Here is a 26,444-nt window from a genome sequence, read left to right on the forward strand (position 1 = left end):
CTGAAGCGCGCTCAGCGCTTCACGCGCTTCATCGTCTCCTGGACGAGGTCCACGTACTGGCGGTTCTTCGGGTTGATCTTGAAGGCCTTGCGGTAGGCGTCCTCGGCCTGCGCCCACTGGCCCTCGCCCCGGGACACCTCGCCCAGGAAGAACCACCCCTCCTCGCACCCGGGCTCCTGTTTGAGCACGTCCTGCAGCTCCTGCAGCGCCAGCTTGCCGTGGGACTCGGGCTTCATCAGGTAGCGCGCCCACGCGCGGTGGGCCCGGTACAGGGGCTTGGGATCGATGTCGCAGGCGTACTCGAAGTACTCGAACGCGCCCGCGAAGTTCTCCGCCTTGAGCCGCTTCATCGCCTCGTCGAACTGGGTGCTCGCGTCCAGCAGGTCCGTGCGGATGCGGAACTGCTCCGCCGTGGAGGGCCGGCCCGTGTTCACCTTCTTCTCGCGCGCCGCCTGGCGCCGCTTGCGCCACAGCGCCGCCTGCTCCACCTCGGTGAGCGCCCCGTACGCCCGCGCGTACGCGGTGAGCAGCCCCTCGGCCTTCTCCTTGAGGTCCGCCGAGTGGAAGCGCAGGGGGGAGAACTTGTCCGCCAGCGCCAGGAAGGCCTTGCGCAGCGCCACCGGCTGCACGTTCTCCGGCACGCCCAGCAAGTCGAACGGATCCTGGCTGCGGTGGGACAGGAAGACGCTGAGCAGCTCGTTCTTCACGGCCTCGTCCTCGTCGGAGAAGGGGATGCCCGTGGGCCGGGCCTCCACCGTCTCCAGGGTGCCGGGCAGGGGCGTGAGGGCGGGGCCGGGAGGCATGAAGGGCACGGCGACGGGCCCCGCCGAGGCGGGCCGGCGCGCATCCACCTCCTCCACGAAGTCCGCGAGCCCCAGCAGGCAGAAGGCGTAGAGCCGGCGCAGCGTGGAGTCGGTGTCCATGCCCGAGCGCTGCATCAGCTCGGGGAAGGTGGGCCGGAAGCGCAGCGCCTGGAACAGCCGCGCGTCCTTGGCGGACAGCTTGGGCCCCTCGATGTCCGGCACCTGGGCGAAGCGCCGGTCATCCGTGAAGGTGAAGTGCGTGGCCACCTCGTCGAAGGGCATCACGTTGGTGATGCCCGTGAGGATGAGCTGCGCGGTGTTCATCCGCACGCTGGTGTCCGGCGGCTCGATGTCGGCGATGAGCCGGTAGCGCGCGTCCGTCCAACGGAAGCAGTCCAGCAGCGTCATCGCCATGTTCGCCTGCATCTGCTTGTACAGGTCGAACGGGCTGATGAGGCCCTTCTGCACCACCAGTCCGCCGAGGGGCACCTCGGTGCTCACGCTCTCGGCGAGCGTCTTCTGGTAGTCCGTCTCCGACAGCTTGCCCTTGTCCACGAGGAACTTGCCCAGCGTCTCGTGCAGCAGGTTGCTGGAGCTGGCCACGGGCGCGCCGTCCTCGAAGGTGATGCGCTTCTCGCGCTGGCGCACCTTGAGCTCCAGCGTGCACGTGCGCTCCTCCACGGACAGCGCGTGCAACAGCAGGGCGAAGGGTGTCTCGGCGAGCGCCCCCTCGCGCTGCCTCAGGACCTGGGCGGGGGTCGAAAACATGGTGGCTCAGCCTAGCGGGTTTTCAGGAAAACCAAGGAGCCCCCCGTGAAAGACGCCCGCCTACTCCTCGGCGCCGGGCTCGTCCGACACCCAGGCCTGCTCGTCCGCTTCCCAGCTCGAGGCGGAATCCGCCATCCGGCCGAGCAGCGAACCCACGAGGACGAGGCCCACCGCCAGCGCCACCCCGTAGGCCAGGGGCCGACTGGGGCGCGCCCGCCACGCCCACAGCCGCTCGCGGCGGCGCTGGAAGGAGGGCGCGGCCACGTACTCCTTCCAGGCCTCCTCGCGCACCAGGGCCGCCTCGCCGTCCTGGCCCCCGCGCTCCAGGGCGCGCGCGAGCAACACCCGCCCCTCCACCGTGCCCGGACGCGCCTCGCGCAGGCGCTGGAGGGCCTCGACGGCGCGAGGGAAGTCGCCGCGCGCCAGGCGGAAGCGCCCGCGCTCCAGGTCGATGGCCCCCATCTGGTGGTGGGGGTCGAGCTTCTCGGCCTCGTCCAGCAGCAGCTCGCCCCGGGCCGTGTCGCCCGCGCCCAGGTAGGCCACGCCCAGCAGGAAGAGCGTGGACACGTCCTCGTCCCCCGCCTCCAGGTTGGGCTTGAGCACCTCCACCGCCGCGGCGTACCGGCCCCAGCCCACCCACAGCTCCGCCAGCTCGTAGCGCGCCCGCCGGTCATGGGGATTGACGTGCAGCGTCCGCCGCAGCGCCGCGGCGCGCCGCCACCGTCCCAGCAGCCGCAGGGGACCGGGCAGAATCATGCTGTAGCGCCCCACCGCCCACAGCACCCCCAACACGCCCAACGCCGACAACACCGGGCTGCCCGTCACCCGCGCGAGCACCATCCACAACAGCCAGCCGTAGCTCATGAGGGCTGTCTCATATCAGGCGGCCCCGCTTGCGCGCGCGGGTGGGGCCCGCCGATGGGGCCCCTGGACGCGTGGCGATTCGCCACAGGGGCGTTCCGCCACACCCCCCGGCCCGGCGGGCATCCGGCCTGGATTCCGCACAATGCACGGTGTTCTGGGCGGCTCCTGGAAGAAGCAGGTGGAAAGGGGTCTCGAATTCGCGACTCCAGAGGGGACTGACGTAGGCTGAACGGTGAACTGGCCGGTGGCGTTCGCCTTGCAGCCTGAGCGCCGCGAGCCGTCCTTCTCCCCGCTTCAACCTCATTGCCTTCATGAGAACTCCCTCCCTCCCCTCCCCGACTCCTCGAGCACTCGCGTGGGGCGAGCGCGCCGCGGCACTGCTGCTCGCCATGGCGCTGTCCCTGGTGGCTGGAAGCGCCCAGGCAGCCCCCGCCAACAACGATCCACCGAAGCTGCGCTTCGCGCAGGACCTGCGTGGGGACTTCGCCCTCATCGGCAACACGCTCGCGCAGGACTGCCGCCATGAAACAACGCCCCGGCCCATCATCGGCCGGATGCCGCCGATGGGCAGCGGCCTCCCCGGAGAGCCCGCCTGCAGCAGGCGCGATACCTCTCCGGACTTCTTCTGGACCCTGAACGACTGGACGGTCGAGAGCACGGGTGCCACGACCCAGCCCACCCTCCCCGCCAGCACCACCGCCATCAATCCACTGATCGCCCGGAGCCAGGCGGCGCTCGCGCTGCCCGCCGGAGCAACCGTCGTCTACGCACGCCTGTACTGGGCGGCCACCCGCTCCACCAAGGACGCGGGCGACAAGCTGCTGCAACCGGACCTCACCGCCCGGCTGTCCCGGCCGGGCGTGGCGGGATTCGACAAGGCCATCGTCGCCGATGACCACGCCTTCCAGCACACGGCGGGGGGAAACGAGGAGTACCAGTATCAGTCCACGGCGGACATCACGGACATCGTCCGGCAATACGGCGCGGGCCGCTACCAGGTCAGTGACGTGCAGGCCCTGCCCCTGGACAGGATCAGCGCCGAGTACGTCTTCGACGCCTGGTGGATGGCGGTCTTCTACGAGGTGCCGGGCTCGACCAAGCGGCACTTGAAGCTCTTCGACAGCATGCGCGTCGTGGCGAGCACCTCGGGCACGTCCTTCACCCTCTCGGGCTTCCACGTGCCGAGCTACGCCGCGGACGCCAAGCTGGGCGTTGTCGCCTTCGAGGGTGACGATCCCCTGCCCGACCACGGCGACACCTTCTCGTTCAACGGCAAGGTCCTCGGCAACGATCTCAACCCGGCGGACAACTTCTTCAACAGCACGCGCTCGTGGACCACGAAGCGCGGCAACATCTCCACCGACACACCGCTGTCGCTCTCGAACCCGGGCGCGGACGGGGTCTTCGACGCCTACCCCATCAGCAGCCGCAACGACCGGCCCCAGCTCACCGGCACCCCGGGCAGCATGTCGGGCATGGACCTGGACGTGGTGGATGTCACCGTGGCCGCGGGTGACAGGAACGCCACGGCCAGCGCCAACACCTCCGGCGATCGCTATTGGCTGGCGGGCTTCATCACCTCCATCACCACCCAGGCCCCGGACTTCGTCAACACCATCAAGTCCGTCAAGAACCTCTCCCGCACGGACGGCACCACGCGCCCCGGCGACATCCTCGAGTACACCATCTCCACCAGCAACATCGGGGATGACACCTCACGCGACACGGTCGTCAACGACAAGCTGCCCATCCAGCTCGATTACGTGCCGGGCTCGCTCAAGCTGTTGAGCGTGGCGACGAGCGACACCCGGGTCCCGGGTCCCCTGACGGACGCCAAGGGCGACGACGTGGGCCACTACGACGCCGCCTCGCACACCCTCACCGTCTACCTGGGCAAGGGCGCCACCGCCACCAAGGGGGGCCAGCTCAAGGGCGTGCTCGTCCCCGGGGACGTGGCCGAGAGCACCAGCATCTCCTTCCAGACGAAGGTCAGGTCCGACGCCCCCAACGGCAAGGTGGAGAACCAGGCCATCATCACGGCCGGCGGCGTGCTGGGCATCGAGCCCGTGGACACCCCCTCGCGCAACCCGGATGGGCAGGGCCCCACGAACATCGAGATCGCCATCGTCCCCAGGCCCGTCATCCAGACGCCGGCCCAGGGCTCCACCGTGTCGACCGCGCAGCCCACGTACAGCGGCACCGCGTTGCCGGGCACCACGGTCACCGTCTACGAGAACAACACCGCCCTCTGCACCGCCACGACCACTCCCGCGGGAACCTGGTCCTGCGTCTCGACGAGCCTGAACGATGGCGGCCACACCGTCACGGCGGTGGCCACGAACGATGAGGGAACGAGTGATCCGTCGACGCCTCGCACCTTCACGGTGGACACGCTGAAGCCGACGCCCCCCACCATCACGGCGCCCACGGCCAATGCCGTTCTCACCACGCAGCGCCCCACCTTCGAAGGCACCGCCGAGCCCAACTCCATGGTCATCGTGAGCGTCGATGGTCAGGTGATTGGCCGCACCACCGCCGACAGCGCGGGCAAGTGGTGGATCATCTCGACCCTGCTCGCGGATGGCCCCCACACCGTCAGCGCCACGTCGCAGGACGCGGCGGGCAACCGCAGCGACGCCACGAGCGTCCCCTTCTCCATCGACGCCAAACCGCCCGACACGGTGATCGTCACGTCACCGCCAGCCAATGGCACGAGCCGTATCGCCAACTTCACGTTCACCGGGGCCGCACCGGCCAGCGCCATCCAAAGCTTCGACTGCAGCCTCAACGGCGCCACGTTCGTCAAGTGCTCGGACGCGAGCTTCAGCAATGGCGCCTATCGGGGCTCCTATGAGTACAAGGATCTGCCCGATGGCCGGTACACCTTCCGCGTCCGCGCCCGCACCTTCACTGGCGCCGTGGACGTGACCCCGGCCCAGTGGACCTGGGTGGTTGGTCTCGACAGCGACGGCGATGGCCTCCCCAACACCATCGAGGACAAGAACAACAACGGCACCGTCGACCCGGGCGAGACCGACCCGAACAACCCCGACTCCGACGGGGACGGCATCAAGGATGGCGTCGAGGACGCCAACGGCAATGGCATCTTGGATCCGGACGAGACCGACCCGCTCAACCCCGACTCCGATGGCGACGGCATCAAGGATGGCGTCGAGGACACGAACCACAACGGCACCCGCGACCCGGGCGAGACCGACCCGCGCAACCCCGACTCCGATAGCGGTGGCGTGCCGGATGGCATCGAGGACGCGAACCACAACGGCACCGTCGACCCGGGCGAGACCAACCCGCGCGACGCCTCGGATGACGTCACGCGCGACTCCGACGGGGACGGCATCATCGACGTCATCGAGAAGGCGACGAACACCGACCCCAACAATCCCGACACCGATGGGGACGGCATCCTCGATGGCATCGAGGACAGGAACCACAACGGCTCCGTGGACCCGGGCGAGACCGACCCGCGCAAGACCGACTCCGATGGGGACGGCATCTCCGATGGCCTCGAGGACAAGAACCACGACGGCTCCGTGAACCCGGGCGAGACCGATCCGCGCAAGACCGACTCCGATGCGGATGGCCTGCCCGATGGCCTCGAGGACAAGAACCACGACGGCACCGTCGACCCGGGCGAGACCGACCCGCGCAACCCCGACACCGACGGTGGCGGAGTGATCGACGGCGCCGAGGACAAGAACCACAACGGCCAGGTGGACGAGGGCGAGACCGACCCGCTCAACCCCGCGGATGACGACCCCACGCGCGACTCCGACGAGGACGGCATCACCGACAACATCGAGGTCGCCACGGGCACGGATCCGAACAACCCGGACACCGACGGGGACGGCATCCTCGATGGCGTCGAGGACAAGAACCACAACGGCACCCGCGACCCCGGCGAGACCGATCCGCTCGATCCCGCGGATGACAAATTCGCGACGGACTCGGACGGGGACGGCCTCTCCGACGGGGTCGAGATCGACAACGGCACGGATCCGAACAACCCGGACACCGACGGCGATGGTCTCTCCGACGGCGAGGAGGACGCGAACCACAACGGCACCGTGGATGACGGCGAGACCGACCCGCGCAACCCCGACACCGATGGGGGTGGCACGTCCGACGGCGATGAGAAGAAGGCCCACACCAACCCGCTGGATGGCAACGATGACCTGCTGATCGGCGGCCGGGGTTGCAGCACCTCGGGCGGCAGTCCGCTCGCGTGGCTGACCATGGCCCTGCTCGGCCTGCCGTGGCTGCGCTCGCGGCGCACGGCCCGTCCGGGCGTGCTCGGGGGACTGCTGGGGCTCGCCGGCGTGCTGTCCGCTCCGGCGGCGGACGCCCAGGTCGTCTCCCCCTCCCCGCTGTCGCGGTCCATCGACGTGCAGCGCTACAAGCCCGGTCCCGGCGCCACGGACATCCTCGGCGTGCACGGCTCGCGGGTGGACAACCACCTGGGCTGGCACCTCGGCGCCTCGGTCAACTACGCGAGCAATCCACTGGGCTTCTACAACCCGGCCACGGACCGCTACGTCTACGAGCTCGTCGCGCACCAGGCGACGCTGGATGTGATGGGCTCGCTGTCCCTGTGGAACCGCTTCGAGCTGGGCGTGGTGCTGCCCATCACCTACCAGGCCTCGGAATCGGAGGCCGGCTTCACGCCCGCCTTCGCGCAAGGGCTGTCGGGCGCGGGCCTCGGCGACGTGCGGCTGGTGCCCAAGCTGAACCTGGTGTCGTCGGAGAACTTCGGCCTGGGCCTCGTCGTCCCCGTGCTGCTGCCCAGCGCGGGAGGCGAGGCGTTCCGCGGCGGCGCGGGCGTGAGCGCCCGGCCCCAGCTCGTCGTGGAGTGGGGCCGTGACAAGGGCGCGCGGCTGGTGGCCAACCTGGGCGCCAACATCCAGCGCCAGGAGCAGCTGCGCAACCTGCGCACCGGCACCGAGCTGATGTACGCCCTGGGCGCGCAGCTCCCCTTCACCGAGAAGCTCGCGCTGCGGGCCAACCTCGCGGGCTCGTACGGGTTGAACTACACGGGCTTCGGGGCGCTGCCGCTGGAGGTGCTCGCGGCGTTGCAGTACCGCTTCTCGCCCGGAGTGTCGGCCCACGTGGGCGGTGGCCCGGGCCTCACCCGGGGCTACGGCACGCCGGCCTTCCGCGTCTTCGCGGGCATCGACTGGCACCAGCCCGGCGAGCGCGCCTCGGCCGCTCCCAAGGCCACACCCGTTGAAGAGACCGCTCCCGAGGCCGCTCCCACGGACGAGACCGCTCCCGCCACCGCTCCCGTCGACACGGACGGCGATGGCATCCCGGACACGGCCGACAAGTGCCCCACGAAGGCCGAGGACAAGGACGGCTTCGAGGACCAGGATGGCTGCCCGGATCGGGACAACGACAAGGATGGGCGTCCGGACGTGACCGACCGGTGCCCGAACGAGCCCGAGACGGTCAATGGCTTCCAGGACGAGGACGGGTGCCCGGATGCCTCGACCAGGGACTCGGATGGGGATGGGCTGCTGGACTCGAAGGACAAGTGCCCCCTGCAGGCCGAGGACAAGGACGGCTTCCAGGACGAGGATGGCTGCCCGGATCCGGACAATGATCAGGACGGCGTGCCGGACGCGAAGGACCAGTGCCCGAACGAGCCCGAGGTCATCAACGGCGTGAAGGACGAGGACGGCTGCCCGGACCAGGGCAAGTCCAAGGTGCGCCTGGAGTCCAACCGCATCGTCATCCTGGACAAGGTGTATTTCGCCACGGCCAGGGACGTCATCCTGCCCAAGTCGTTCAGCCTGCTGAAGCAGGTGGCCTCGGTGCTCAAGGCCAACCCGCGGATCGAGCTGCTGCGCGTGGAGGGCCACACGGACAACCAGGGCAATGACGCGAGCAACCTGCGGCTGTCCCAGCGCCGCGCGGACAAGGTGCGTGCCTTCCTCGTTCGCGAGGGCATCGCCGGGGAGCGGCTGGATGCCGTGGGGTTTGGCGAGACGCGGCCGGTGGACGACAACAAGAAGGCGGCGGGCCGGGAGAACAACCGCCGCGTCGAGTTCAACATCCTGAAGATGAACGGGCAGGACGTGCGGAACAACCCGTAATCCCCCTTCGGACCCGCTGGACAGGGACGGCGCGGACAGGCGAGATGGCCTGCCCGCGCCGTTCGCTTTCGTTATGGACCCCCTCGTGAGGAAGAAGCCATGCCGTCCCCCGCCCCCCGCCCAGGCCTCCTGGTGTTGATGGTTCCCTTGATGCTCGCGGCGACCCCCCCGTCGCTCCCCTCGCGCGCGAAACAAGACGCCCCGGATACCTTCTCCGGCGTGGAGCGCGTGGTGGCGGTGGGTGACGTGCATGGAGACGTGGACGCGCTGAAGGCCGTGCTGAAGCTGGCCGGGCTCATCGACGCGCGAGGGCGCTGGAGCGGGGGCAAGACGCACCTGGTGCAGACGGGAGACATTCCGGACCGGGGAGACCAGACGCGCGAGGCCTACGAGTTGCTGATGCGGCTGGAGAAGGAGGCGCTCGCCGCGGGCGGACGGGTGCATGCGCTGCTGGGCAACCACGAGGTGATGAACATGCTCGGGGACCTGCGCTACGCCACGCCGGGCGAGCTGGCCTCGTTCGCGGACCTCGCGAGCGGACCCACCGAGGGGGGACTCGCCGGGCACCGGACCGCCTACGGGCCCCAGGGACGCTATGGGCGCTGGCTGCGCACCCATGCCGCGGCGGTGCGCATCAACGACACCCTCTTCGTGCACGGTGGCATCGCCCCCGAGGTGCCCGCCAAGACGCTGGCCGAGCTCAACCAGTGGGTGCGCCAGGACCTGACCGAGGGCCAGCCCCCGGGAGGCGCGAAGTCCGCGGAGGGGCCGCTGTGGTTTCGGGGCTACGCGCTCGGGGACGAGGGCACGCAGGCGGCGCTCGACACGGTGCTCGCCCGCTTCGGCGCCCGGCGCATGGTGATGGGCCACACCACCGAGCGCGAGGGGAAGATCCGCACGCGCTGGGGTGGCAAGGCGGTGTTCATCGACACCGGCCTGAGCACCGGCTACGGCCACCACCTCGCGGCGCTGGAGCTGCGCTCAGGCAGGCTCACCGCCCTCTACCCCGAGGGCCGCGTGGAGCTGCCGGTCAGCCCCCCCTGAGAAGCACCGAGGCAAGCACGGGGGGACTCACAGCAGGCGCGCGCAGATGGCGCTGTGCACGTCCGCGCCCGCGTCGGTGAGCACGAGCCGGGCGCCCTCGAGCCGGGCGAGGCCATGGCGCACCAGCCGCGCCACCTCCGCCCGGCGGGGTTCGGGGGACTGGCCGTAGCGCGTGCACACCGCTTCCCAGTCCACGCCGGAGCGCAGCCGCAGCCCCATGGACAGGCGCTCGGCGAAGAGCTCCTCGGGGCCCAGGGCTTCCCGGCTCGCCTCCACCGGCCGGCCCTCCTCCACCGCGCGCAGGTACGCTCCCGAGCCGCGCGGGTTCACGTAGCGCGAGCCCTCGGGAGGGGCGCCCGCCGAAGAGGTGAGCCACATGCCCGTGGCCCCCACGCCCAGCGCGAGGTACTCGCCCCCGGTCCAGTACAGCGCGTTGTGGCGCGAGCTGAACCCCGGCCGGGCATGGTTGGAGATTTCGTAGCGGTGCAGTCCGCCCCCGGCGTAGACGTCGCGCACCGTCTGGGCCATCTCCACCACGGCCTCGTCCGAGGGCAGCGCCAGCACGCCCTGGTCGAGCTGCCGGGACAGCGGCGTGGCCACGGCCAGCACCTCGCGCTCCACCGTCAGCGCGTAGGTGGACAGGTGCTCGGGCTCGAGGGCCACCGCCTGGCGCGCGTCCGCCTCCACCTGCGCGCGCGTCTGGCCGTGCACGCCATAGATGAAGTCCATGGACACCACGTCGAAGCCCGCGCGCCGGGCCGTCTCGAACGCGGCCACCGCCTGCGCGCCCGAGTGCTCGCGCCCCAGCGCCTGGAGCGTCTCCGCCTGGAAGGACTGCACGCCCAGCGACAACCGGTTGACGCCCGCGGCCCGGTAGCCCGCGAAACGCCCGGCGTCCGCGAGGCTCGGGTTGGCTTCCAGGGACACCTCGGCGCCCGGCGCCACGCGCAGCCGCGCCGCCACGCCCTCCAGCACGTGCGCCACCCACCGGGGATGCCACAGGGACGGCGTGCCGCCACCGAGGAAGATGGACTCCAGCGTGCGCTCGCGCAGCGACGGGTCCGCCGCGAGCCGCGCGTCCAGCTCCGTGAGCACCGCGCGGGCGTAGCGCTCCTCGGGCACCTCGCGCACCACCGCCACCGCGAAGTCGCAGTAGGGGCACTTGGACACGCAGTAGGGGAAGTGCACGTACAGCCCGAAGCGCGCCGCGGGCGTGCCCGTGAGGGCGTCGATGGGACCCGCGAAGTCCATCCCCTACTTCGCCTTCTTCAGTTGCGCGAGCTCCGCCTCCAGCCGCGCCACCTTCATCTTGTTGCTGGCCGCCGTCTCCAGCGCCAGCTCCGCCACCATCAGCTTGCGCTTCATCGAGGCAACGTCCTCCCGGAGCTGGTCGCGCTCGGCGATCACCTCGGCGTCCGGAGCCGGGGCCGGAGCCGGGTTCTTGCGCCGGGCCGTCTCCAGCGCGTCCTCCAGCACCTTCACCCGCTGGCGCAGCCGCTCCGCCTGGGCCTCGGCCTCGAGTGCCCGACTCTCGGCGCTCTCCTCCTCCGCCCCCTCCTCCGTTTCCTCGGACGGCACCTGCTTCGCGCTCCGGAGCGACTCCAGCTCCGCCTCCACCTCGGCCAGCGCGCGCGAGAGATCCTGCCGGTCCGCCGTCACCGTGCGCAGCTCATCCTCCAGCCGCGCCACGTTCGCCTCGGCGGACTCCACCACCTCGCCCAGCGCCGCCACCTCCGACTCCATCCGCTCGCGCAGCCGCTCCACCTCCGCCTCCGCCAGCGCCAGCTTCTCGGAGAGATCCCCGCTCTCGGCCAGCGCCCCATCCCGCGCGGCCTCCAGCTCCAGGGTGTGCGCGCGCACCTCCTCCAGCGAGTCGCTCGACCACTGGGCATCCGCCAGCAGCGACTCCAGCTGCCCCACGCGCACCGACAACCCCGTGCGCTCCGCCGCGGCGAGCTCCCGCTCCCGCTCGGCCTCCTGCAACCGCTCCGCCGTCTGCTCCAGCTCGGCCAGGGTGGATTGGTACTCGTCCCGGACGGCCTCCAGCGCGCCTTGCGTCTCGAGGTGCTCGGTCACCAGCTCCGACACCCGGTCCTGTGCGAGCGACAGCGCTTCCTTCGCTCCGATCAGCTCCTCGGCGAGCGCGCCGCGCGATTCCCGCTCCCGCGTCAGCTCGTCCGACAGCCGCGCCAGCTCCGCTTCCACGTCGGCGAGCGAGCGCGAGAGATCCTTGCGGTCCTCCTCCACCTGGAGCAGCTCGGCCTCGAGTCGCGCCACCCGGGTCTGCGCCGCGCCGGAGTCCTTCGAGGCCGGGCGCGTCTTGAGCGAGGCGATTTGCCCCTGGGCCTCCACCAACTGTCCGCGCAGCGTGGTCTCGGAGATGCGCACCGTGCGCAGCTCCGCCTCCCGCTCCGCGAACAGGGTCCGGGCGCGCTGGAGCGTCTCCACCTTCTGCCGCAGCACGGTGCGGAAGTAGTCCAGCCGCTCCGGGAGGGAACTCTCGGGAGGAGCGGGCGGCTCGGTGGGCTCGGCGAACGGGTCCGCCGCCCCCGTCGAGGAAGAGGGGCGCGCGGGCATGCGCACGGCGGGCAGGGTCATCGCTGGCCGGAGCGCCACCGACGTGGACCGGCGCGGGGGCAGCGGAGGAGGCGCGGCCGTGGCGGCCGCCTCCGCGTCCGAGCCTTCCCCCTCTCGTAGCTCGGCAAGTGGATCCACTTCCTCTGACGACCCCATGTCTTTCCAGGTTACCGCTCGCGCCACGGCTTCTCCACCGAACACCGCTCCCGGCACGAGCCCCGTCCTCCTGATTGGTCTCCAGGCATACGACAGGGGGCCCCGAGGGCACCGGGCGCCTTGCCACCCCCTCCTACCAGTGCCAGGGTCGACTGTTCCATGGCTCAACGCTACACACTTCCCAACGGACTCACCGTCGTCTTCGAGGAACAGCACGCCGCCCGGGTGGCCGCCTTCCAGGTGTGGGTCAAGGCGGGCAGCGCCGACGAGCGCCCCGACCAGGCCGGGCTCGCCCACCTGCACGAGCATATGCTCTTCAAGGGCACGGCCCGGCGCGCCCCCGGGGAGATCGCCCGCGACGTGGAGGCCCATGGGGGGGAAATCAACGCCTGGACGTCCTTCGACCAGACCGTCTACCACATCGTCATCGCCAGCCAGTACGCCCGCATGGGGCTGGACATCCTCGGCGATGCCATCCGCTCCTCCGCTTTCGACGAGGGGGAGCTGGCGCGGGAAATCGAGGTGGTGTGCGAGGAGATCAAGCGCAGCCAGGACACACCGAGCCGCCGGGCCTCGAGGGATCTCTTCTCCACCGTCTACCAGGAGCACCCCTACCGCCACCCCGTCATCGGCACCGCGGAGAGCGTGCGGAGCTTCAGCCGGGACAAGGTGCTCGAGTTCTACCGGCGGCACTACACGCCCCGCAATCTCGTGCTGGTGGCCACCGGGGACTTCACCGAGGCGGAGCTGCGGGGGTGGGTGGACGAGTTCTTCGGGGGCGACTGGGGGCGGCCCCACGAGGGCGGTGTCGTGCGCCCGCGCGAGCCCCAGCTCACCCACCGCCGCGTCCTCTTGCGCCCGGACGAGGTGAAGGAAGCCTACCTCAACCTCGCCTTCCCCATCCCCCAGGGCAACCACCCGGACGTGCCCGCGCTGGACGCGCTCGCCATGATCGTCGGCCAGGGCGAGGCCTCCCGGCTGGTGCTGGAGGTCAAGCGCAAGCGCGGCCTCGTCAACGACATCCACACGTACGCGTACACGCCGAGGGATCCGGGCCTCTTCGCCGCGAGCCTCACCCTCCCCCCGGGCAAGCTGCCCCAGGCGTTCGAGGAGACGGTGCGAGGGCTCGCCGCGCTGCGCACGGGGCTCGTGCCCGAGGAGGAGCTCGCCACGGTGAAGGCCCTCATCGAGTCCGAGGCCATCTACCAGCGCGAGACGGTGCAGGGGCTGGCACGCAAGCTCGGCCACTACCAGTCCTCCATGGGGGAGCTGGAGGCGGAGGCGCGCTACTACGAGGCCATCGCGCGGCTGACCCCCGAGCAGCTGCGCGAGGTGGCCGGGCGCTACCTGCGCTTCGAGCACGCCATCGTCACCGGACTGCTGCCCCCCGGCACCGCCTTCAGCGCGGAGCAGGTCGAGGAGATCCTGGACCGGGTGCCCCGCGAGCCCTCCGCGCCGCTGCCCGAGCGCCGCGCGCCCAAGACGCTTCCCGCGGCCGGGCACGCGCCACGCGCGGAGGACAGGAGCCCGCGCGCCACCCCGGGCCGGGTGGTGGAGGAGCGGCTGCCCTCGGGCGCGCGCATCCTCGTGCGGGAGGAGCGGAACGTGCCCGTCTTCGCCATGCGCGCCGTGTTCCCCGGCGGCCTGCGCTACGAGACGGCGGAGACCAACGGCCTCACCACGCTGCTGGGCCGCTGCCTCACCCGGGGCACGCCCACGCACGACGCGGAGGAGATCTCCCACCTCGTGGATTCCTTCACCGGCGCGCTGTCCGGCATGGGCGGGCGCAACACGGTGGGCCTGCGCGGCGAGTTCCTCTCGCGCCACTTCCAACCCGCCTTCCGCCTCTTCGCCGACAGCCTGCTCCACCCCCTCTTCCCCGAGGCCGAGGTGGCGCGCGAGCGCGCGCTGCTCGTGCAGGACATCGTCACGCGCGAGGACAAGCCCAGCGGCGTGGCGTTCGATCTCTTCAACCGCACCCTCTTCCAGGCGCACCCGTACCGGCTGCCGACCCTGGGCGAACAGGCGTCGGTGGAGCGGCTGGGGCCCGAAGCACTGCGCGCCTACCACGCCGCGCACATGGACCCGTCCCAGCTCACCCTGTGCGTGGTGGGGGACGTGAGGGCGGACGAGGTGTTCGCGCTCGCGCACGAGGCCTTTGGCGCGTCGCGTGGCCAGGCGCGGCCCCCGCCCGAGGTGCGGCCCGAGCCCCCGCCCGAGAGCGCCCGGACGGTGAAGCGGGAGCTGGCGCGCGCGCAGGCGCACCTCGTGCTGGGCTTCCAGGGCGTGCGGCTGGATGACTCCCGGCGGTATGTGCTGGAGGTGCTCTCCACGGTGCTCAGTGGCCAGGGCGGGCGGCTCTTCGTGGAGCTGCGCGACAAGCGCTCCATGGCCTACAGCATCAGCAGCTTCTCCGTGGAGGGCGTGGATCCGGGCTACTTCGCCGTCTACATGGGCACGAGCCCCGAGAAGGTGGAGGCGGCGCTCGCGGGCATCCGCGAACAGCTCTCGCGCGTGCGCGACGAGCCCATCCCCGAGGCCGAGCTGTCCCGGGCCCGGCAGCACCTCATCGGCACGCATGAGATTGGCCTGCAGCGCAACGGCTCGCGCGCCGCGCTCATCGCACTCGATGCCTGCTACGGCCTGGGGCGGGAGAACTTCCTGCACTACTCCGAGCGCGTGGCGGCGGTGACGGCCGCGGACGTGCGCGCGGTGGCCCGCGAGCTCATCGACCTGGAGCGCTGCGCGCTCGCCATTGTCGGGCCCTGAGCTCCGGGCCCTGAAAAACAAAACCCCTCTCCCCGCGGTGGGGGAGAGGGGAAGCGCGAGTCCCGGGCCTCGGCGCGAGGCCCGGTCCAGCGAGGGGACTACGGCGTCGTCTGCGCCGTCTCCTCGTTGTTGCAGGCGCTGGGGTCCTCGTGACGGCACTCGTGGAGGTTGCGAGGCACCTCCATCCACGAGATGTCGGGCGTCGCGTTCTTCTTGTTGCCCAACGTCTCCGTGTTCGGCGCCGAGCCGGCGCTGGAGATGGCCACCTCGTAGCGGATGCCCTGCGTCGCCGACATGGAGATGATGGGCGAGGGGTTGCCCGGAGGCGCCGCCGTCGGCTGCTCCCGCGAGAGGATCCACCCCAGCCCCGGCACCTCGAAGCCCGAGGCGAAATCCGGCCTGCCGGTGATGGCATCCGCCTGCCACGAGTAGGACCTGTCACCCAGTCCCGCCAGCGAGCAGGCATCCTTCCCCGCCGTCGTGGACGGAGAGAAGGAGGACCAGAAGACGACACCCGCGAGCACCGTCGAGCCCGTCGCGGTCCGCTCCGCCACGGTGTTGGTGTAGCGCACGAACCAGCCCGGATCCTCGGACGACGGCCACGGCACCTTCTCCAGGTTCGCCTTGGTGATGTAGCGCTGCTTCACGCCACGCACGTCGGGCTGCGTGTAGGCGTAGTACTCCGCCGGAACGGTCACGTCCGTCAGCGAGCAGTTCATGGTCTCGCACTTGACGCCCTGCTTGTCCGTCACACGCATCTTGTCGAACGCGACCGCGCCTATCTCGTCGGAGAAGAGACGCTTGGGGCCACCGTAGGAGAGGAAGCCGAAGAAGCGGTTGGTGCCCACGGTGATCTTCTCGTCGGCCGTGAGGATCTGATCATGGCGCTCGCTCGTGTTGAGCGGATTGTTGTCACACGTCCAGGAGCCGTTGGAACCCGAGCAGGACGCCTGGGAGCTATACGTCCGCGTTCCACCCCCGACCGGGAAGATGCCGGTACCGTAGGCGCCGGCGGGGCAGCTGAGCGTCAGCTCGGTCAACTCCATCTTCGAGCCCGAGCAGGCCGAACCCGCGGTGCTCGCCCAGCTCTCCGAGCTGTTGGTGAGCACGCCCGCCTTGTACTCGACGACGCTGGTGCGCTTCTGGCCATTCACCTCGCCGGCGAACGACGCCTTCACGTCACACTTGAGCCGGATGCACGCGAGCAGGTCATCCGCGTTGCAGTCCGAGCCCGGCGAGGTGCGCAGATGCTGCCGGTCTCCCGTGCCCATGAAGCTGCGCAACCACCCCGTGTCCGGCTGCAACACCGTGGCGGCGACCTGGAAGAAGGGCGCCTTCTGGTGACCGTTGACCAGGGCGTCCTCACGCTGCACCTCGAGCGAGCGGGCGCCGAACCAGTTCTTCACCAGCCCCGTGCTGTTGTCCACATCACCCGGCTCATGGAAGCGGAACGTCCACACCTGGCCGCCCATGTCTCCGACGATCATCGTGTCGAAGAAGCCGTCCATGTCGCGCTGCAGGTTCTCTCCCTTGCCAATGTCCACCAGCGCGGGCGCGGCCACCACTGGCTGCATCTTGTTGATCATCTTGGCGTAATCACTGCTGTCCGCACCACCCGGATGAGCCTCCACGGACCACAGCTGCTCGCCCGTCCAGGCATCCAGCATGTACACGCCGCGGCCGCGCGACAGGTCCGGGCTGAAGCCACCATTGAGCACCGCCACCCAGCGCTCCTCCCAACCCCGGTCCTTGTCACTGGCCGGAGCGGTCGCCGAGGCCTTGAGGCGCACGGGCCCGATGGGCGGGGGCTTGGGCGCGAAGTTCGACCAGGACTGCCCCATGGTCAGCGACTCCTTGTCGCAGGCGTTGGGGAACATCCAGCGGAACGGCTTCTGGGTCGTGTCCGTCGGATTCTTCACCGCCTTGAGCATGGAGTAGGGGTCGGTCACGTCGAGCGCCATGAAGCGCTGGCCGCCGCTGCGCTCGCCGATGACGGCGATGGTGCGGAACTCCTTGAGCTGCTTGACGCCGTCGCGGCCGCGGGCCTGCAACGTGCCGTCGGGCGAGCCGTCCGCCCAGATGTCACGCACCATGGGAGTGCCGTCCACGAAGTACTCGTGGTTCAACACCATCAGGCCCAGCTTGGGCATCAGATCCGGCGGCACGAAGGCCCACATCTCCTGGCCCGTCCCCATGTCATGGATGCTGTCCAGCGCGCCCGTCTTCGTCTGCGTGGCCTTGCCCACGTGCACCGCGTGCAGCATGCCGCCGTTGGAGCCCACCAGCGCGATGCGATCGCGCCGCGCCACCGGGTCGTGCTTCATGTACTCGCTATAGACGCCGTAGCGGTTGGTGTTGCTGCGCGGCGTGGCCATGGGCGTGGGCGTGTAGCAGGGCTTCTTGCCGCCACTCGACGAGCACAGCGGATCCGTGGTCACCGAGTACGAGAAGTCCTCGTAGAGCGTGGACACGCACTGGCCGCTCAGGCCCAGCGAGCACACGAACGGATCCACGGGCGGCTCGACCGTCACGGGGGTGGAGTGGAAGATGTCCGCGAGCTTGCAGGACCTCGGATCATTCGGATCCACGTTCTCCGCGCACGGCCGCTCCTCGTTGCGATTCGAGTCGCCGTCGTAGTCGAAGACGTCCATGCCACGCACGAAGCGCACGAGCTGCAGGGCGCAGTCGTTCTGCTGCGCGGGGGTGCCCTCCCACGTGCCCTTGAGCTGCTTGGTGTAGAGCATGCTGCAGAAGGAATCACCGCCCGCCAGCAGGTAGCTCTTGAGCACGGGCAGGTTCTCCTCGTGGAACTCGATGGGCGGGTTGTCCTCCGAGGTGAACTTGCCGTCGTTGTCCCGATCGACGAGCGTGAAGATGCAGCGGCCGCTGTTCGGATCGAGCGGGTTGTCGAGGTTGCACTTGGCGGCCGCCTTGCGGTTGCCCACCGTCTCGCCCAGGTTCCAGAAGGGCTCCGCGGGCGTGCCACCCTGAAGGGTGCCGTCGATCACGGACGCGGTGTTCACCTTGACCCAGATGCCCTCGGCGTTCTCCTGGACGATGTTGGAAGCGGTGAAGTCAGAGCCCTTCGGCAAGCCGCCCGGGAAGCCCGCCGGCTTGTCCAGGAAGAACGTGTCGTCGCAGTCGCCATCCTTGTTGAGGTCGGCCGCGTGCTTCGTCGTGCTTCCGGCCGGCATCGCCTCGCAGCCCTGGGCGAACTCGCTGTAATAGAAGAAGCGGTAGAGGCTGCCCTCGTACGGACGGCTGCGGCGCGGAACGAAGCGCGGCACGAACACCGAGGACTCCATGCCGCCCGTCTGCACGCCGGAGATGTTGGCGGAGGCGAACGAGGTGGACAGCTGCTTGATGTCGCCCAGGGCGTCGATGATGGCCTGGCGCAGCTCGGTGGCGTTGTTCGCGCGGTAGAACTTGCCCTTGCCCGCCAGGGCGATGCTCTGGAGCATGGGGCTGTTGTCGCCATAACCCACGGTGTACGTGCGCATCGACTGCACGCCCTCCATGTCGCCACGCAGGTCGGAGTGGGCCATGAAGTAGGCCACGTCATCCATGAAGTTCTTGTTGCCCACACCCAGGCCGTGCGGCCAGTTGTACTCGGTGTAGTCACAGTCCTCCTTGGTCGCCTTGACGCCCGGGGCCTTCTCGAACTGGTCGCAGTAGTTGACGCCACCCACGTTCGGGTTGTGCTCGGGATCGGTCGGATTGAACGTGATGGGCGCCTTGTCCGGCGTCTCGTGCTTGGCGTTCTGGGCCAACAGCAACGACATCATCTTGGTGATGGGCACCGAGTTGTCGTACATGGGCGCGCCATCGGTGAGCACGATGACCGAGCTCACCTGGCAGCCAAAGCACACCGACCTGTACTGGCCACCGGTCTCCCAGCGCTGGCCCGGAAGAATGATTCCAGTGGCGGGATCGAGGTAGGGCGCCTTGAGCCACTCATCGCTGCTCTTGCCGTAACCGCCACCGGGCTGGTTGCCGCCGTAGGGATTGTTGTAGGTGCCGCCACTCGGCTGTCCCGGCCAGCCCCAGATGGTGTTGCCAATGGGCTGGGCGAACCAGGTCCCCCACCGGTTGTCCACGATCTGCGAGGAGAAGTAACCCCCCAGACCGAAGAGGGCCTCACCGATGGAACGCTCGTTGTTGCGGAACGCCACTGTGTTGACGGCATCCATCAGCTTGCGCCGGTCGAGTTCCGCCTCCTTGATGACGGGGTAGGAGGCGTCGCAGCGCGGACGAAGCTCCTCGATGACCGAGGGCGGATCGAACCAGCCGCGATCGCCACCGAAGGTGGACACGCCCATACGGACGTTGGGAGCATCCTTGATGACGCCCTTGAGCACCTTGCGCGCGACCACGAACTTGGGCGGGCGCACGTTCAGCACGCGGCCACTGACGAGCCACTTGCGCTTGGCCTCGATGGGCAGCGGCGGCTCGTCCTTGCCCCTCGGCGGACCCATGTGTCCGCCCTTGTCGTTGATGGTCGCGGGCACGAGCGGACCCCGCCACCAGCCCTTGGTCGTCAGACAGCTCACGCACTCGTTGAAGACGGGCGTGTTGGGATATTTGCTGTCGTAGTTCCACAGCTGCCGGCAGGCCACGGTGACCTCGGTCATGCTGTTCATGCTCTTGAACATCACGCCCATCGAGTAGGGGAACTCCTCCACCTGCCAGGCGATGCGCCGACCACGCGCGTTGTAGAAATGGCTGGGATCGAAGTAGAGGTCGTCCAGATCGCTGTCGTCGTCGTAGACGATGGAGCCGTTCTTGTTCTGGTCCGGGCTGTCCTTGTCGAACCAGCTCATGGCGTTGACGAGCGCCGGATCCGTGCAGCCCGTGTTGATGAAGTGGCCGTAGTCCGGGTCGTCGAAGCCAAGATCTCCCTTCTTGGTTCCGGACGTCGGGGAGTAACCCGGAGTGAAGGCCTCGGGCAGGTACTGGCCGGTGGGGAAGTCCTGCATGGACTCGTTGTTGCCCAGCAGGAACATGGCGCTCGGAGGGCTGGAGGGGACTTCGAAGAAGTCCTTGTCCGCCCCGATCGCCGGGCTGATCATCGCGTCGCCCACGGCCACGGCGCTCGAGCAGCACGCGGCCTTGGCCGGTGTGTCGATCGAACCCGAACGGCTCTCCATGGCCGCCAATCCCGCGGCCCCCACCACCACCACTCCCGAGGCCAGGCCCATCCTGCGCGAGAAGGACTGCTTCCACGCACGTCGAAGGGTGTCGAAGTTGATGCGCATCATCAAAGGCTCCTAGAGACCGAACCGCACCACGAACTCCACTTCGGTCCCTCGTCCGTTCTCATCCAGACAGTGGACTGTAATCTTGTAGGGGACACCAGCGCCCAGCGTATTAAGCCCGATACTGTTGCTCAAATCACGAAGCGCGCGGCGACTGCCGCCCGCGGACCCCTGGACGGCCGTGACGCCCGAGATGCCCGTGACCACCTGCCCGAGGTGGCCACTGCGCATACACCGGGCGTCCGCGGGAATGCTCTTGTCGTCCGGGCACTTGGACTTCAGCTCGTCGCTGAGGTCGGCGTTGAGATTGACGTTCACCGTCGTCAACTGCGTGGGCGAGTTATTGGTGCTGAAGCGCGAGAGCACGTACTGACGGCCCGCGTCCGCGCACGACAGCAGCTCGTCTCCCGAGCGCTCGTTCTTCACCGCGCCCAGCTCACTGCGGGAAAAGGACAGGGCGGCGGCCGCCAACAGGCTGAGCACCGCCAGCAACACCACCACCAGCAACAGCACCGAACCGCGTCTGCCGAGGCGTCTTCTCATGGGAAAGTTCTCCTAGCCGCCAGCACAGTTGTAGTCGTCGCTGGGAACGCTGCCCTCGCAGGAGCCCGTCGCCAGCGAATAGAGAGGGAGAGGCATCTCCGAGGAGCGCATGTTGCGCACCTGCACGGTCATCTCGGACACCACCCGCCGGATTCCCGGGCTCAGCTTCTGGTTGGTGGCCCGATCCAGCTCGATCTTGTTCTCCAGCGGGAGCTCCTGCGCGCGATCACCCGCCGTCGGATTGAAAGCCGCCACCGACTCCTCCCGCTTGCTGAACGGGGGGATGCTGTTGTCCGCGGTCGTGGACAGATCCCGGGTGCTGCTGCGCGCCACCATGCCCACGATGACCGCGCGGATGTTGGCCGGGTTCTTGTTCAGACGGTCCGCATGGTCCGCGGCCGTCTCGTAGGTCGGCGCGGGCTCCGCGGGATTCGGGATGAAGGGCGTGCCATCCTCCCGAAGGAAGGTGACGCGGAACGCCTCGATGTCCTCGGCCACCGGCTCACCATAGGGGTCGATCGAGGACTTGGGGCCGAGCCCATGCTGGCGAAAGAGGTAGGGGCGGCCATCGATGAACCGGATGGAGTAGTCGTAGACGTCGATCTTGAAGATGTAGACCTTGTTGTTGATTCCGGCCGTCTTGAAGCAGCTCGCGGTGTTGAAATCGCCGTTCTTGTTGGGGAACTTGTTGGTCGCGGGCGCCAGTTGCAGGGCGCTGCTGCCCGCCATCGCATCCGCGCTCAGTTGCGCATAGGACCAGCTGGCGGATCCATTGCACACGGCCTGGATGATCTGTCCCTGACGCAGCCTCTCCCGCAGCGGCGCGGAGAGGGTGATGGACGAGCCGTCGATCTTCGTGGCCATGGCGTTGAACGCCGGGTTGCGCATCCGGAAGACGAGCCGGTTGGACCTGTTGTTCGTATCGTTGCGCCGCCAGCCATCGGGAAAGTCAAAGGCCAGGTGGGGATCAATGCCATAGCCCGCCATGCGCAGGTTGCGGATCACCATCAGGTGACTCTGCCGCAACGAGGCCTGTCCCCCCCGAATCCCCGCCTGTGTGTAGAAGGACTGGGAGTAGTTGAGGAACGCGGCGGAGACCGTGAGCACCGTGAGGAAGGTCACGGCGGAGCTCACCAGCAGCTCGATGAGGGAGAAGCCTTGCCGTTGTCTCATCACTGGAGCCCCAGCATCTGAATGCGCATCGCCTGGGTGGTCACGACCCGCGGCTCGCCCGCGTCGTCGTAGCGCACCTTCACCCAGATCTGTAGACGCGTAACGCTCGGGTTCACGACCTGCTTGCGGACCATGAAGTAGCGCCAGTAGGTGGTCGTATTGCCCTGCTCGTCCTTGAACTCGGGCGCCGCCAGCCCCGACCACTGCCGGTTGTTGGGCTTGATGTCGAAGTCGTCCCGCATGCACTTCGTGTAGGCCACGTATTCAGCGGACTCCTTGGACTTGAGCATGGCGCCCGCCTTGTCCAGGGGATCGTCATTGCACACGCCGGCCTTGGGGTCCAGGCGCGGGTCGTCGAAGCGCCAGAGTTGGATCTGCTCGACCAGGTCATTGGCGATGTCGGTGGCCTGCATGTACCGGCGCGCCTGGCCCGTGGCGTTGCGCGCCTGGGTGAGCGCGCCCAGCAGACCGGAAAGACCCAGGAGGAACACCACCGCGGCGACGAGCGCCTCGATGGTCGTGAAGCCGTGGCGTGGGCGGAAGGAGGCCCTTGGCAGCATGGAAATCACCTCGTGGACGCCGAAAAGGTCCGCACAAGACCGGTGTTGGTGATGACGACGGCCTGGACATTCTCCAGCCCGCTGTCGGTGGGCCGGAAGGTGATGGAGGCCGCGCCCACGTTGGAAAGAGTCCCCGACGCGTCGGCGAACCGCACGGAGCCATCCGGTTCGAAGAAGATGACGCCGCGCACGGGCTGCGAGACACCATCTCCGGAGCAGAAGGTGCACCCCTTGCTGCTCGGCACGAAGCAGTAGGGCGGCGGGAAGATGTCGTCGGAGCTCGAGGGCTGCCCACGCGCCAGACGGATGTCGGCGAACTCCGACTTGCCGCAGGACGGGTGCGTCATCGAGCCCACCGCGCCGATGAAACCAGGCGGATACACCCGCACCGACGAGTTGAAGTGCCCGGAGTCGTACATCATGAAGGCATCCTCCGTCTTCGACGGAGAAGTGGGCTTGAGGTCATTCAGCCCCGTCCAATTCGGCGTGTTGCTCAGCGCCTTGGCCAGGTCCGACCATTTGTCCACCACCACCCAGTAGCGGATGGGCTGGCCGAGATTCTGGGTGGCGGCGTTGATCACCACCGCCACGCGCTGGTTGCGGCCGTAGGCCTGGGAGCGGGCACTGGAGATGACGGCGGCGAACTCGAGCGCGCCGCCCGTCAGCCGCGTGCGCTGTGGCAACACCTCCAACGCGGCCAGCGACAGCGCGGCGAGGATGCCGATGATGCCCACCACCGTCATCAGCTCAAGCAGGGAGAAGCCGGTATTGCGACGGGTTCGCTTCATACTCCATCCTGAATCACGGGCGCACACGGGAAGAGGCTGGACAACGGGGGCCTGAAAAGGGGTCTCGGCGGAGAGCTTACCGCAAATTCCACAAGAGGAAATCGCCTCACCTGCCAGTCCCCTCCAGGGCCGACGAGCAAAGCGCCCGCCACCTCGAAATTTCTTCCTCCACTGCAGCCCACCCGGCATCTTCCCGAGAAGAACGAGAGATGCGAGAAGGGCGACATGACGGGGACGTATCAAACCCTCACGGTGGACTTGCCGGACGGGGACTCAGAGGCGGCGCAGGATCTGCTCCACGACGTGGGCGTGCTGGGACTGGAAGTGAGGGATCGCGAGGGGCCCACCATGCCCGGCGTCCGGGCGCCCGCGCCAGGCGAGGCCATCCTCGTGGCCTACTTCGAGGACGCCGAGACGGCCGAGGACGCCCGCGCCCAGCTCGCCGAGAGCTTCCCCTCGGCCAGGCTGCAGCTCGCCGAGGAGGCCCAGCAGGACTGGAGCAACGCCTGGAAGGTCCACATCAAGTCCGTCCAGGTGGGCCGGCTGTGGGTGGGTCCCCCCTGGGAAGTCGCCCAGGCCCCGGCCGACCGGGTGCGCCTCGTCATCGAGCCGAAGATGGCCTTTGGCACCGGCGACCACCCCACCACCTCGCTCTGTCTGGGTGCGGTGGATGACTACATGGCCACCCATCCGGGCGCGAGCGTGCTGGACGTGGGCACGGGGACGGGAGTGCTGGCCATCGCCGCGAAGAAGCTGGGAGCCGGGCGCGTGGTGGGCACGGACAACGATCCGGTGTCGGTGGAGCTCGCCCGGGAGAACGCCGAGGTCAACGCGACCCCTGGACTGGAGTTGTCCGGCAAGAGCCTCGACGCGGTGGACGGCGTCTTCGACCTGGTGGTGGCCAACATCCTCGCCAACACGCTCATCGAGCTGGCGCCGCTCATCGTCTCGCGGGTGAAGGACAAGCTGCTGCTGGCGGGCGTGCTCGCGCACCAGAAGGCGGACGTGGAGGCGGCCTACGTGAAGCTCGGCCTGGTGGCCGAGCCGGGTGCCCAGCAGGGCGAGTGGGTGCGGCTGGACTTCCACCGGGGTTAGACTCTCCCCATGCTGAGACCACGGACCCAGGCCCTGTTCGACGAGTATTACTCCTCGCACCAGCACCCCACCAACCGCCTCACCCACAAGATCGCCATCCCGGTCATCGTCCTGCACATCGTGGCGATGCTGGATTGGGTGCGGCTGGTGCCCGTGCCGGCACTGCCCGGCGGCGTGCTGACGCTCGCCATGGTGGGCTGGTTCACCAGCCTGCTCTGGTACCTGCGCGCCGACCCGAAGCTGGGCCTCATCGTCTCGGCTTTCATGCTGCTGTGCATCCCGCTCGGACGGCTGCTGCCCGTCTGGACGGTCATCGCGCTCGCCGTGGTGGGCTGGGGCGTGCAGCTCGCCGGCCACTCCGTCTGGGAGAAGAAGTCTCCCTCCTTCCTCACCAACCTCGTCCATGCCCTGGTGGGGCCGCTCTTCTTCGTCGCCGTGCTGACGGGCGACTACAAGCTGCCCGCCGACGCCCACGCCTCGTCCACCGCCGACGGCCGGGACCGCCAGGCCCACACGTAGTCCCCGGCCCCGCTCGGCTGGTGTGCCGCCGTCCAGGCCTGTCCTCCTGGGCTCGGCTCCCCCTCCTTCCACCCCCGTCGGAGACGGCACGGGTTGGCGGGCGCCCGTACGCGCCCGAGATTGTGGGGGGAAGCTCGCAGCGCGAGCCACTCATTCACGCCGAGGACTCATGCCAGGACAGGCCCTTTCGAGACTTCTGGATCGCCTCCCCTTCGGAAGAGGGGTCATCGACGGAGTTCCCCTCGCTCCCCCCTCGCACCTGCCGCACCGCGAGCCCCTCCACGTGTTCCAGGGGTTCGAGTCGCTCCAGGCGGCCACGGGCCCTCGCCAACTGGGCACGGGAGTCACGTTGCTGGTGCACCATCCCCAGCCCCGTCCACCCCGGGACGGGTGCCTGCGCGTGATGACGTACAACATCCTCCTGGGCGGCGAGCGCCGCGCCCTGCTCCAGCACTACTTCGAGCAGCTCGAGGCGAGCGGCCGGATGCCGGACGTCATCGCGCTGCAGGAAGCCAGTCAGCCCACGGCCATGGAGCTCGCGCGCGACTTCGGCTTCCACGTGGCCTACCAGGGCCGCGACATCCACGGGCCCGTGGTCAACGGCAAGGCCATCCTCAGCCGTCACCCCATCGAGGAGGCCGTGCACTTCACCTATGACTTCCCCGCGGACGCGCGCGCGGCGGCCGTCGCGCGCCAGGGCTTCGTGGGCGAGCTGGACGAGGACCGGGGCGCCCTCTTCGCGTTGATCGACGTGCACGGCCGCCCGGTGGCCCTCTACAACGTGCACCACACCCTGGGCGACAGCGGCGTCAACGCCGGTCAGCTCTGGCAGCTCCAGGCGCTCGTGCACGCGCGCGAGGGCGTGCCCTCCATCGCCCTGGGCGACTTCAACGCCAACATCAACGTCAAGCAGCACTACTCGCTCTTGCCCAGCCCCCTGCGCAAGCACGAGCCCACCGAGACCATCCGCGACTACGAGTCGCGCTACGGCGACGTGCACCCCAGCGTGGGCGACTGGGGCGTGGGCAACATCGGCGACGTGCGCGTGCGCCGCGCGCTCCATGCGCTCGAGCACGAGCTGCACGACCCCCTGCGCCGCGCCCGCGAGCTGCGCGTGCGCATGCCGGATGGCTCGCACATGAAACCCGACGAGGCGCGCGAGCTGCTCGTCGCCGGCAAGTACCCGAAGGACTCCGCGCAGTGGATGCGGCTGCAGGACGTGGCCGACATGTCCACCCTCAACTCGCTGCCCAACGGCAACGGCATCGTGCCCTCCACTGGCAAGCGCTTCGACACCTTCTTCGCCACGAAGGAACTCGAGCCCCTGCTGCTCGAGGTGGACCACTCCACCGACGCGTCGGACCATCTGCCCTCGATCGCCGACTTCAAGCTGCGCGACACGCGGCACTGAGCCGGCCCT

The 26,444-nt window shown here is 69.0% G+C and carries 15 protein-coding genes; 6 read left to right on the forward strand and 9 right to left on the reverse strand.

Going from position 1 to position 26,444, the window contains the following annotated elements; all coding sequences use genetic code 11:
- Window positions 1-11: 11 nt before the first annotated feature.
- Both D187_RS35625 and D187_RS35630 read right to left on the reverse strand, forming a co-directional pair.
- Window positions 12-1,571, reverse strand: a complete 1,560-nt coding sequence (locus tag D187_RS35625; RefSeq protein ID WP_002632546.1) for a DUF4388 domain-containing protein — start codon at window positions 1,569-1,571, stop codon at window positions 12-14.
- Between the two features lie 60 nt (window positions 1,572-1,631).
- Window positions 1,632-2,435, reverse strand: coding sequence for a tetratricopeptide repeat protein (locus D187_RS35630; RefSeq protein ID WP_002632547.1), 804 nt, complete (start codon window positions 2,433-2,435; stop codon window positions 1,632-1,634).
- A 311-nt stretch (window positions 2,436-2,746) separates the two neighbouring features.
- Here D187_RS35630 and D187_RS54315 point away from each other — a divergent pair, with 311 nt between their 5' ends.
- Together D187_RS54315 and D187_RS35640 are read left to right on the forward strand one after the other, a co-directional pair.
- Window positions 2,747-8,545 carry an Ig-like domain-containing protein gene (locus D187_RS54315; protein ID WP_020918495.1) on the forward strand — a complete coding sequence of 1,933 codons (5,799 nt, stop codon included), beginning with the start codon at window positions 2,747-2,749 and terminating at the stop codon, window positions 8,543-8,545.
- Between the two features lie 99 nt (window positions 8,546-8,644).
- Window positions 8,645-9,589: a metallophosphoesterase gene (locus D187_RS35640; protein WP_002632293.1), complete on the forward strand. Its 945-nt coding sequence runs from the start codon at window positions 8,645-8,647 to the stop codon at window positions 9,587-9,589.
- A 27-nt stretch (window positions 9,590-9,616) separates the two neighbouring features.
- Here D187_RS35640 and hemW read toward each other — a convergent pair whose 3' ends face one another.
- Together hemW and D187_RS35650 are read right to left on the reverse strand one after the other, a co-directional pair.
- Complete coding sequence (hemW, locus tag D187_RS35645) at window positions 9,617-10,840, reverse strand: radical SAM family heme chaperone HemW (protein WP_002632292.1); 1,224 nt, start codon at window positions 10,838-10,840, stop codon at window positions 9,617-9,619.
- A gap of 3 nt (window positions 10,841-10,843) precedes the next feature.
- Complete coding sequence (locus D187_RS35650; RefSeq protein WP_081713992.1) at window positions 10,844-12,322, reverse strand: coiled-coil domain-containing protein; 1,479 nt, start codon at window positions 12,320-12,322, stop codon at window positions 10,844-10,846.
- Between the two features lie 159 nt (window positions 12,323-12,481).
- On the opposite strand from D187_RS35650, the gene D187_RS35655 reads away from it, so the two are divergent.
- The gene (locus D187_RS35655) at window positions 12,482-15,091 is read left to right on the forward strand and encodes a M16 family metallopeptidase (RefSeq protein WP_002632290.1); all 2,610 of its coding nucleotides are present in this window, start codon (window positions 12,482-12,484) and stop codon (window positions 15,089-15,091) included.
- 98 nt (window positions 15,092-15,189) lie between these two features.
- On the opposite strand, the gene D187_RS35660 is transcribed toward D187_RS35655, so the two are convergent.
- From D187_RS35660 to D187_RS35680, 5 genes are read right to left on the reverse strand one after another with little or no spacing between them, the layout of a single operon-like run.
- Window positions 15,190-20,349, reverse strand: a complete 5,160-nt coding sequence (locus tag D187_RS35660) for a pilus assembly protein (protein ID WP_002632289.1) — start codon at window positions 20,347-20,349, stop codon at window positions 15,190-15,192.
- A gap of 9 nt (window positions 20,350-20,358) precedes the next feature.
- Window positions 20,359-20,889 (reverse strand): hypothetical protein, encoded by a 531-nt coding sequence (locus D187_RS35665; protein WP_155893826.1) that lies wholly within the window; start codon window positions 20,887-20,889, stop codon window positions 20,359-20,361.
- A gap of 12 nt (window positions 20,890-20,901) precedes the next feature.
- Complete coding sequence (locus tag D187_RS35670) at window positions 20,902-22,062, reverse strand: PilW family protein (protein WP_043433132.1); 1,161 nt, start codon at window positions 22,060-22,062, stop codon at window positions 20,902-20,904.
- A complete protein-coding gene (locus D187_RS35675) occupies window positions 22,062-22,622 on the reverse strand; it encodes a type IV pilus modification PilV family protein (RefSeq protein WP_002632286.1) in 561 nt (186 codons plus the stop codon). Before D187_RS35675 ends, D187_RS35670 begins: the two co-directional genes overlap by 1 nt.
- Before the next feature lie 5 nt (window positions 22,623-22,627).
- Window positions 22,628-23,410 (reverse strand): pilus assembly FimT family protein, encoded by a 783-nt coding sequence (locus tag D187_RS35680; protein WP_002632285.1) that lies wholly within the window; start codon window positions 23,408-23,410, stop codon window positions 22,628-22,630.
- Window positions 23,411-23,635: 225 nt separating this feature from the next.
- Here D187_RS35680 and D187_RS35685 point away from each other — a divergent pair, with 225 nt between their 5' ends.
- From D187_RS35685 to D187_RS35695, 3 genes are all read left to right on the forward strand, one after another.
- Window positions 23,636-24,505: a 50S ribosomal protein L11 methyltransferase gene (locus D187_RS35685; RefSeq protein ID WP_002632284.1), complete on the forward strand. Its 870-nt coding sequence runs from the start codon at window positions 23,636-23,638 to the stop codon at window positions 24,503-24,505.
- Between the two features lie 9 nt (window positions 24,506-24,514).
- The gene (locus tag D187_RS35690; RefSeq protein ID WP_002632283.1) at window positions 24,515-25,024 is read left to right on the forward strand and encodes an Mpo1 family 2-hydroxy fatty acid dioxygenase; all 510 of its coding nucleotides are present in this window, start codon (window positions 24,515-24,517) and stop codon (window positions 25,022-25,024) included.
- 283 nt (window positions 25,025-25,307) lie between these two features.
- A complete protein-coding gene (locus D187_RS35695) occupies window positions 25,308-26,435 on the forward strand; it encodes an endonuclease/exonuclease/phosphatase family protein (protein ID WP_002632281.1) in 1,128 nt (375 codons plus the stop codon).
- The last annotated feature ends 9 nt before the right edge of the window (window positions 26,436-26,444 follow it).

Origin of the sequence: Cystobacter fuscus DSM 2262 (genome assembly GCF_000335475.2) — a bacterium.
Lineage (GTDB): Bacteria > Myxococcota > Myxococcia > Myxococcales > Myxococcaceae > Cystobacter > Cystobacter fuscus.

What these genes read in the sequence shown, in the direction of transcription:
- D187_RS35625 (WP_002632546.1), bottom strand. Translation starts at nt 1,571, where the DNA reads ATGTTTTCGACCCCCGCCCAGGTCCTGAGGCAGCGCGAGGGGGCGCTC.
- D187_RS35630 (WP_002632547.1), bottom strand. Translation starts at nt 2,435, where the DNA reads ATGAGCTACGGCTGGCTGTTGTGGATGGTGCTCGCGCGGGTGACGGGC.
- D187_RS54315 (WP_020918495.1), top strand. Translation starts at nt 2,747, where the DNA reads ATGAGAACTCCCTCCCTCCCCTCCCCGACTCCTCGAGCACTCGCGTGG.
- D187_RS35640 (WP_002632293.1), top strand. Translation starts at nt 8,645, where the DNA reads ATGCCGTCCCCCGCCCCCCGCCCAGGCCTCCTGGTGTTGATGGTTCCC.
- hemW (WP_002632292.1), bottom strand. Translation starts at nt 10,840, where the DNA reads ATGGACTTCGCGGGTCCCATCGACGCCCTCACGGGCACGCCCGCGGCG.
- D187_RS35650 (WP_081713992.1), bottom strand. Translation starts at nt 12,322, where the DNA reads ATGGGGTCGTCAGAGGAAGTGGATCCACTTGCCGAGCTACGAGAGGGG.
- D187_RS35655 (WP_002632290.1), top strand. Translation starts at nt 12,482, where the DNA reads ATGGCTCAACGCTACACACTTCCCAACGGACTCACCGTCGTCTTCGAG.
- D187_RS35660 (WP_002632289.1), bottom strand. Translation starts at nt 20,349, where the DNA reads ATGATGCGCATCAACTTCGACACCCTTCGACGTGCGTGGAAGCAGTCC.
- D187_RS35665 (WP_155893826.1), bottom strand. Translation starts at nt 20,889, where the DNA reads ATGAGAAGACGCCTCGGCAGACGCGGTTCGGTGCTGTTGCTGGTGGTG.
- D187_RS35670 (WP_043433132.1), bottom strand. Translation starts at nt 22,062, where the DNA reads ATGAGACAACGGCAAGGCTTCTCCCTCATCGAGCTGCTGGTGAGCTCC.
- D187_RS35675 (WP_002632286.1), bottom strand. Translation starts at nt 22,622, where the DNA reads ATGCTGCCAAGGGCCTCCTTCCGCCCACGCCACGGCTTCACGACCATC.
- D187_RS35680 (WP_002632285.1), bottom strand. Translation starts at nt 23,410, where the DNA reads ATGAAGCGAACCCGTCGCAATACCGGCTTCTCCCTGCTTGAGCTGATG.
- D187_RS35685 (WP_002632284.1), top strand. Translation starts at nt 23,636, where the DNA reads ATGACGGGGACGTATCAAACCCTCACGGTGGACTTGCCGGACGGGGAC.
- D187_RS35690 (WP_002632283.1), top strand. Translation starts at nt 24,515, where the DNA reads ATGCTGAGACCACGGACCCAGGCCCTGTTCGACGAGTATTACTCCTCG.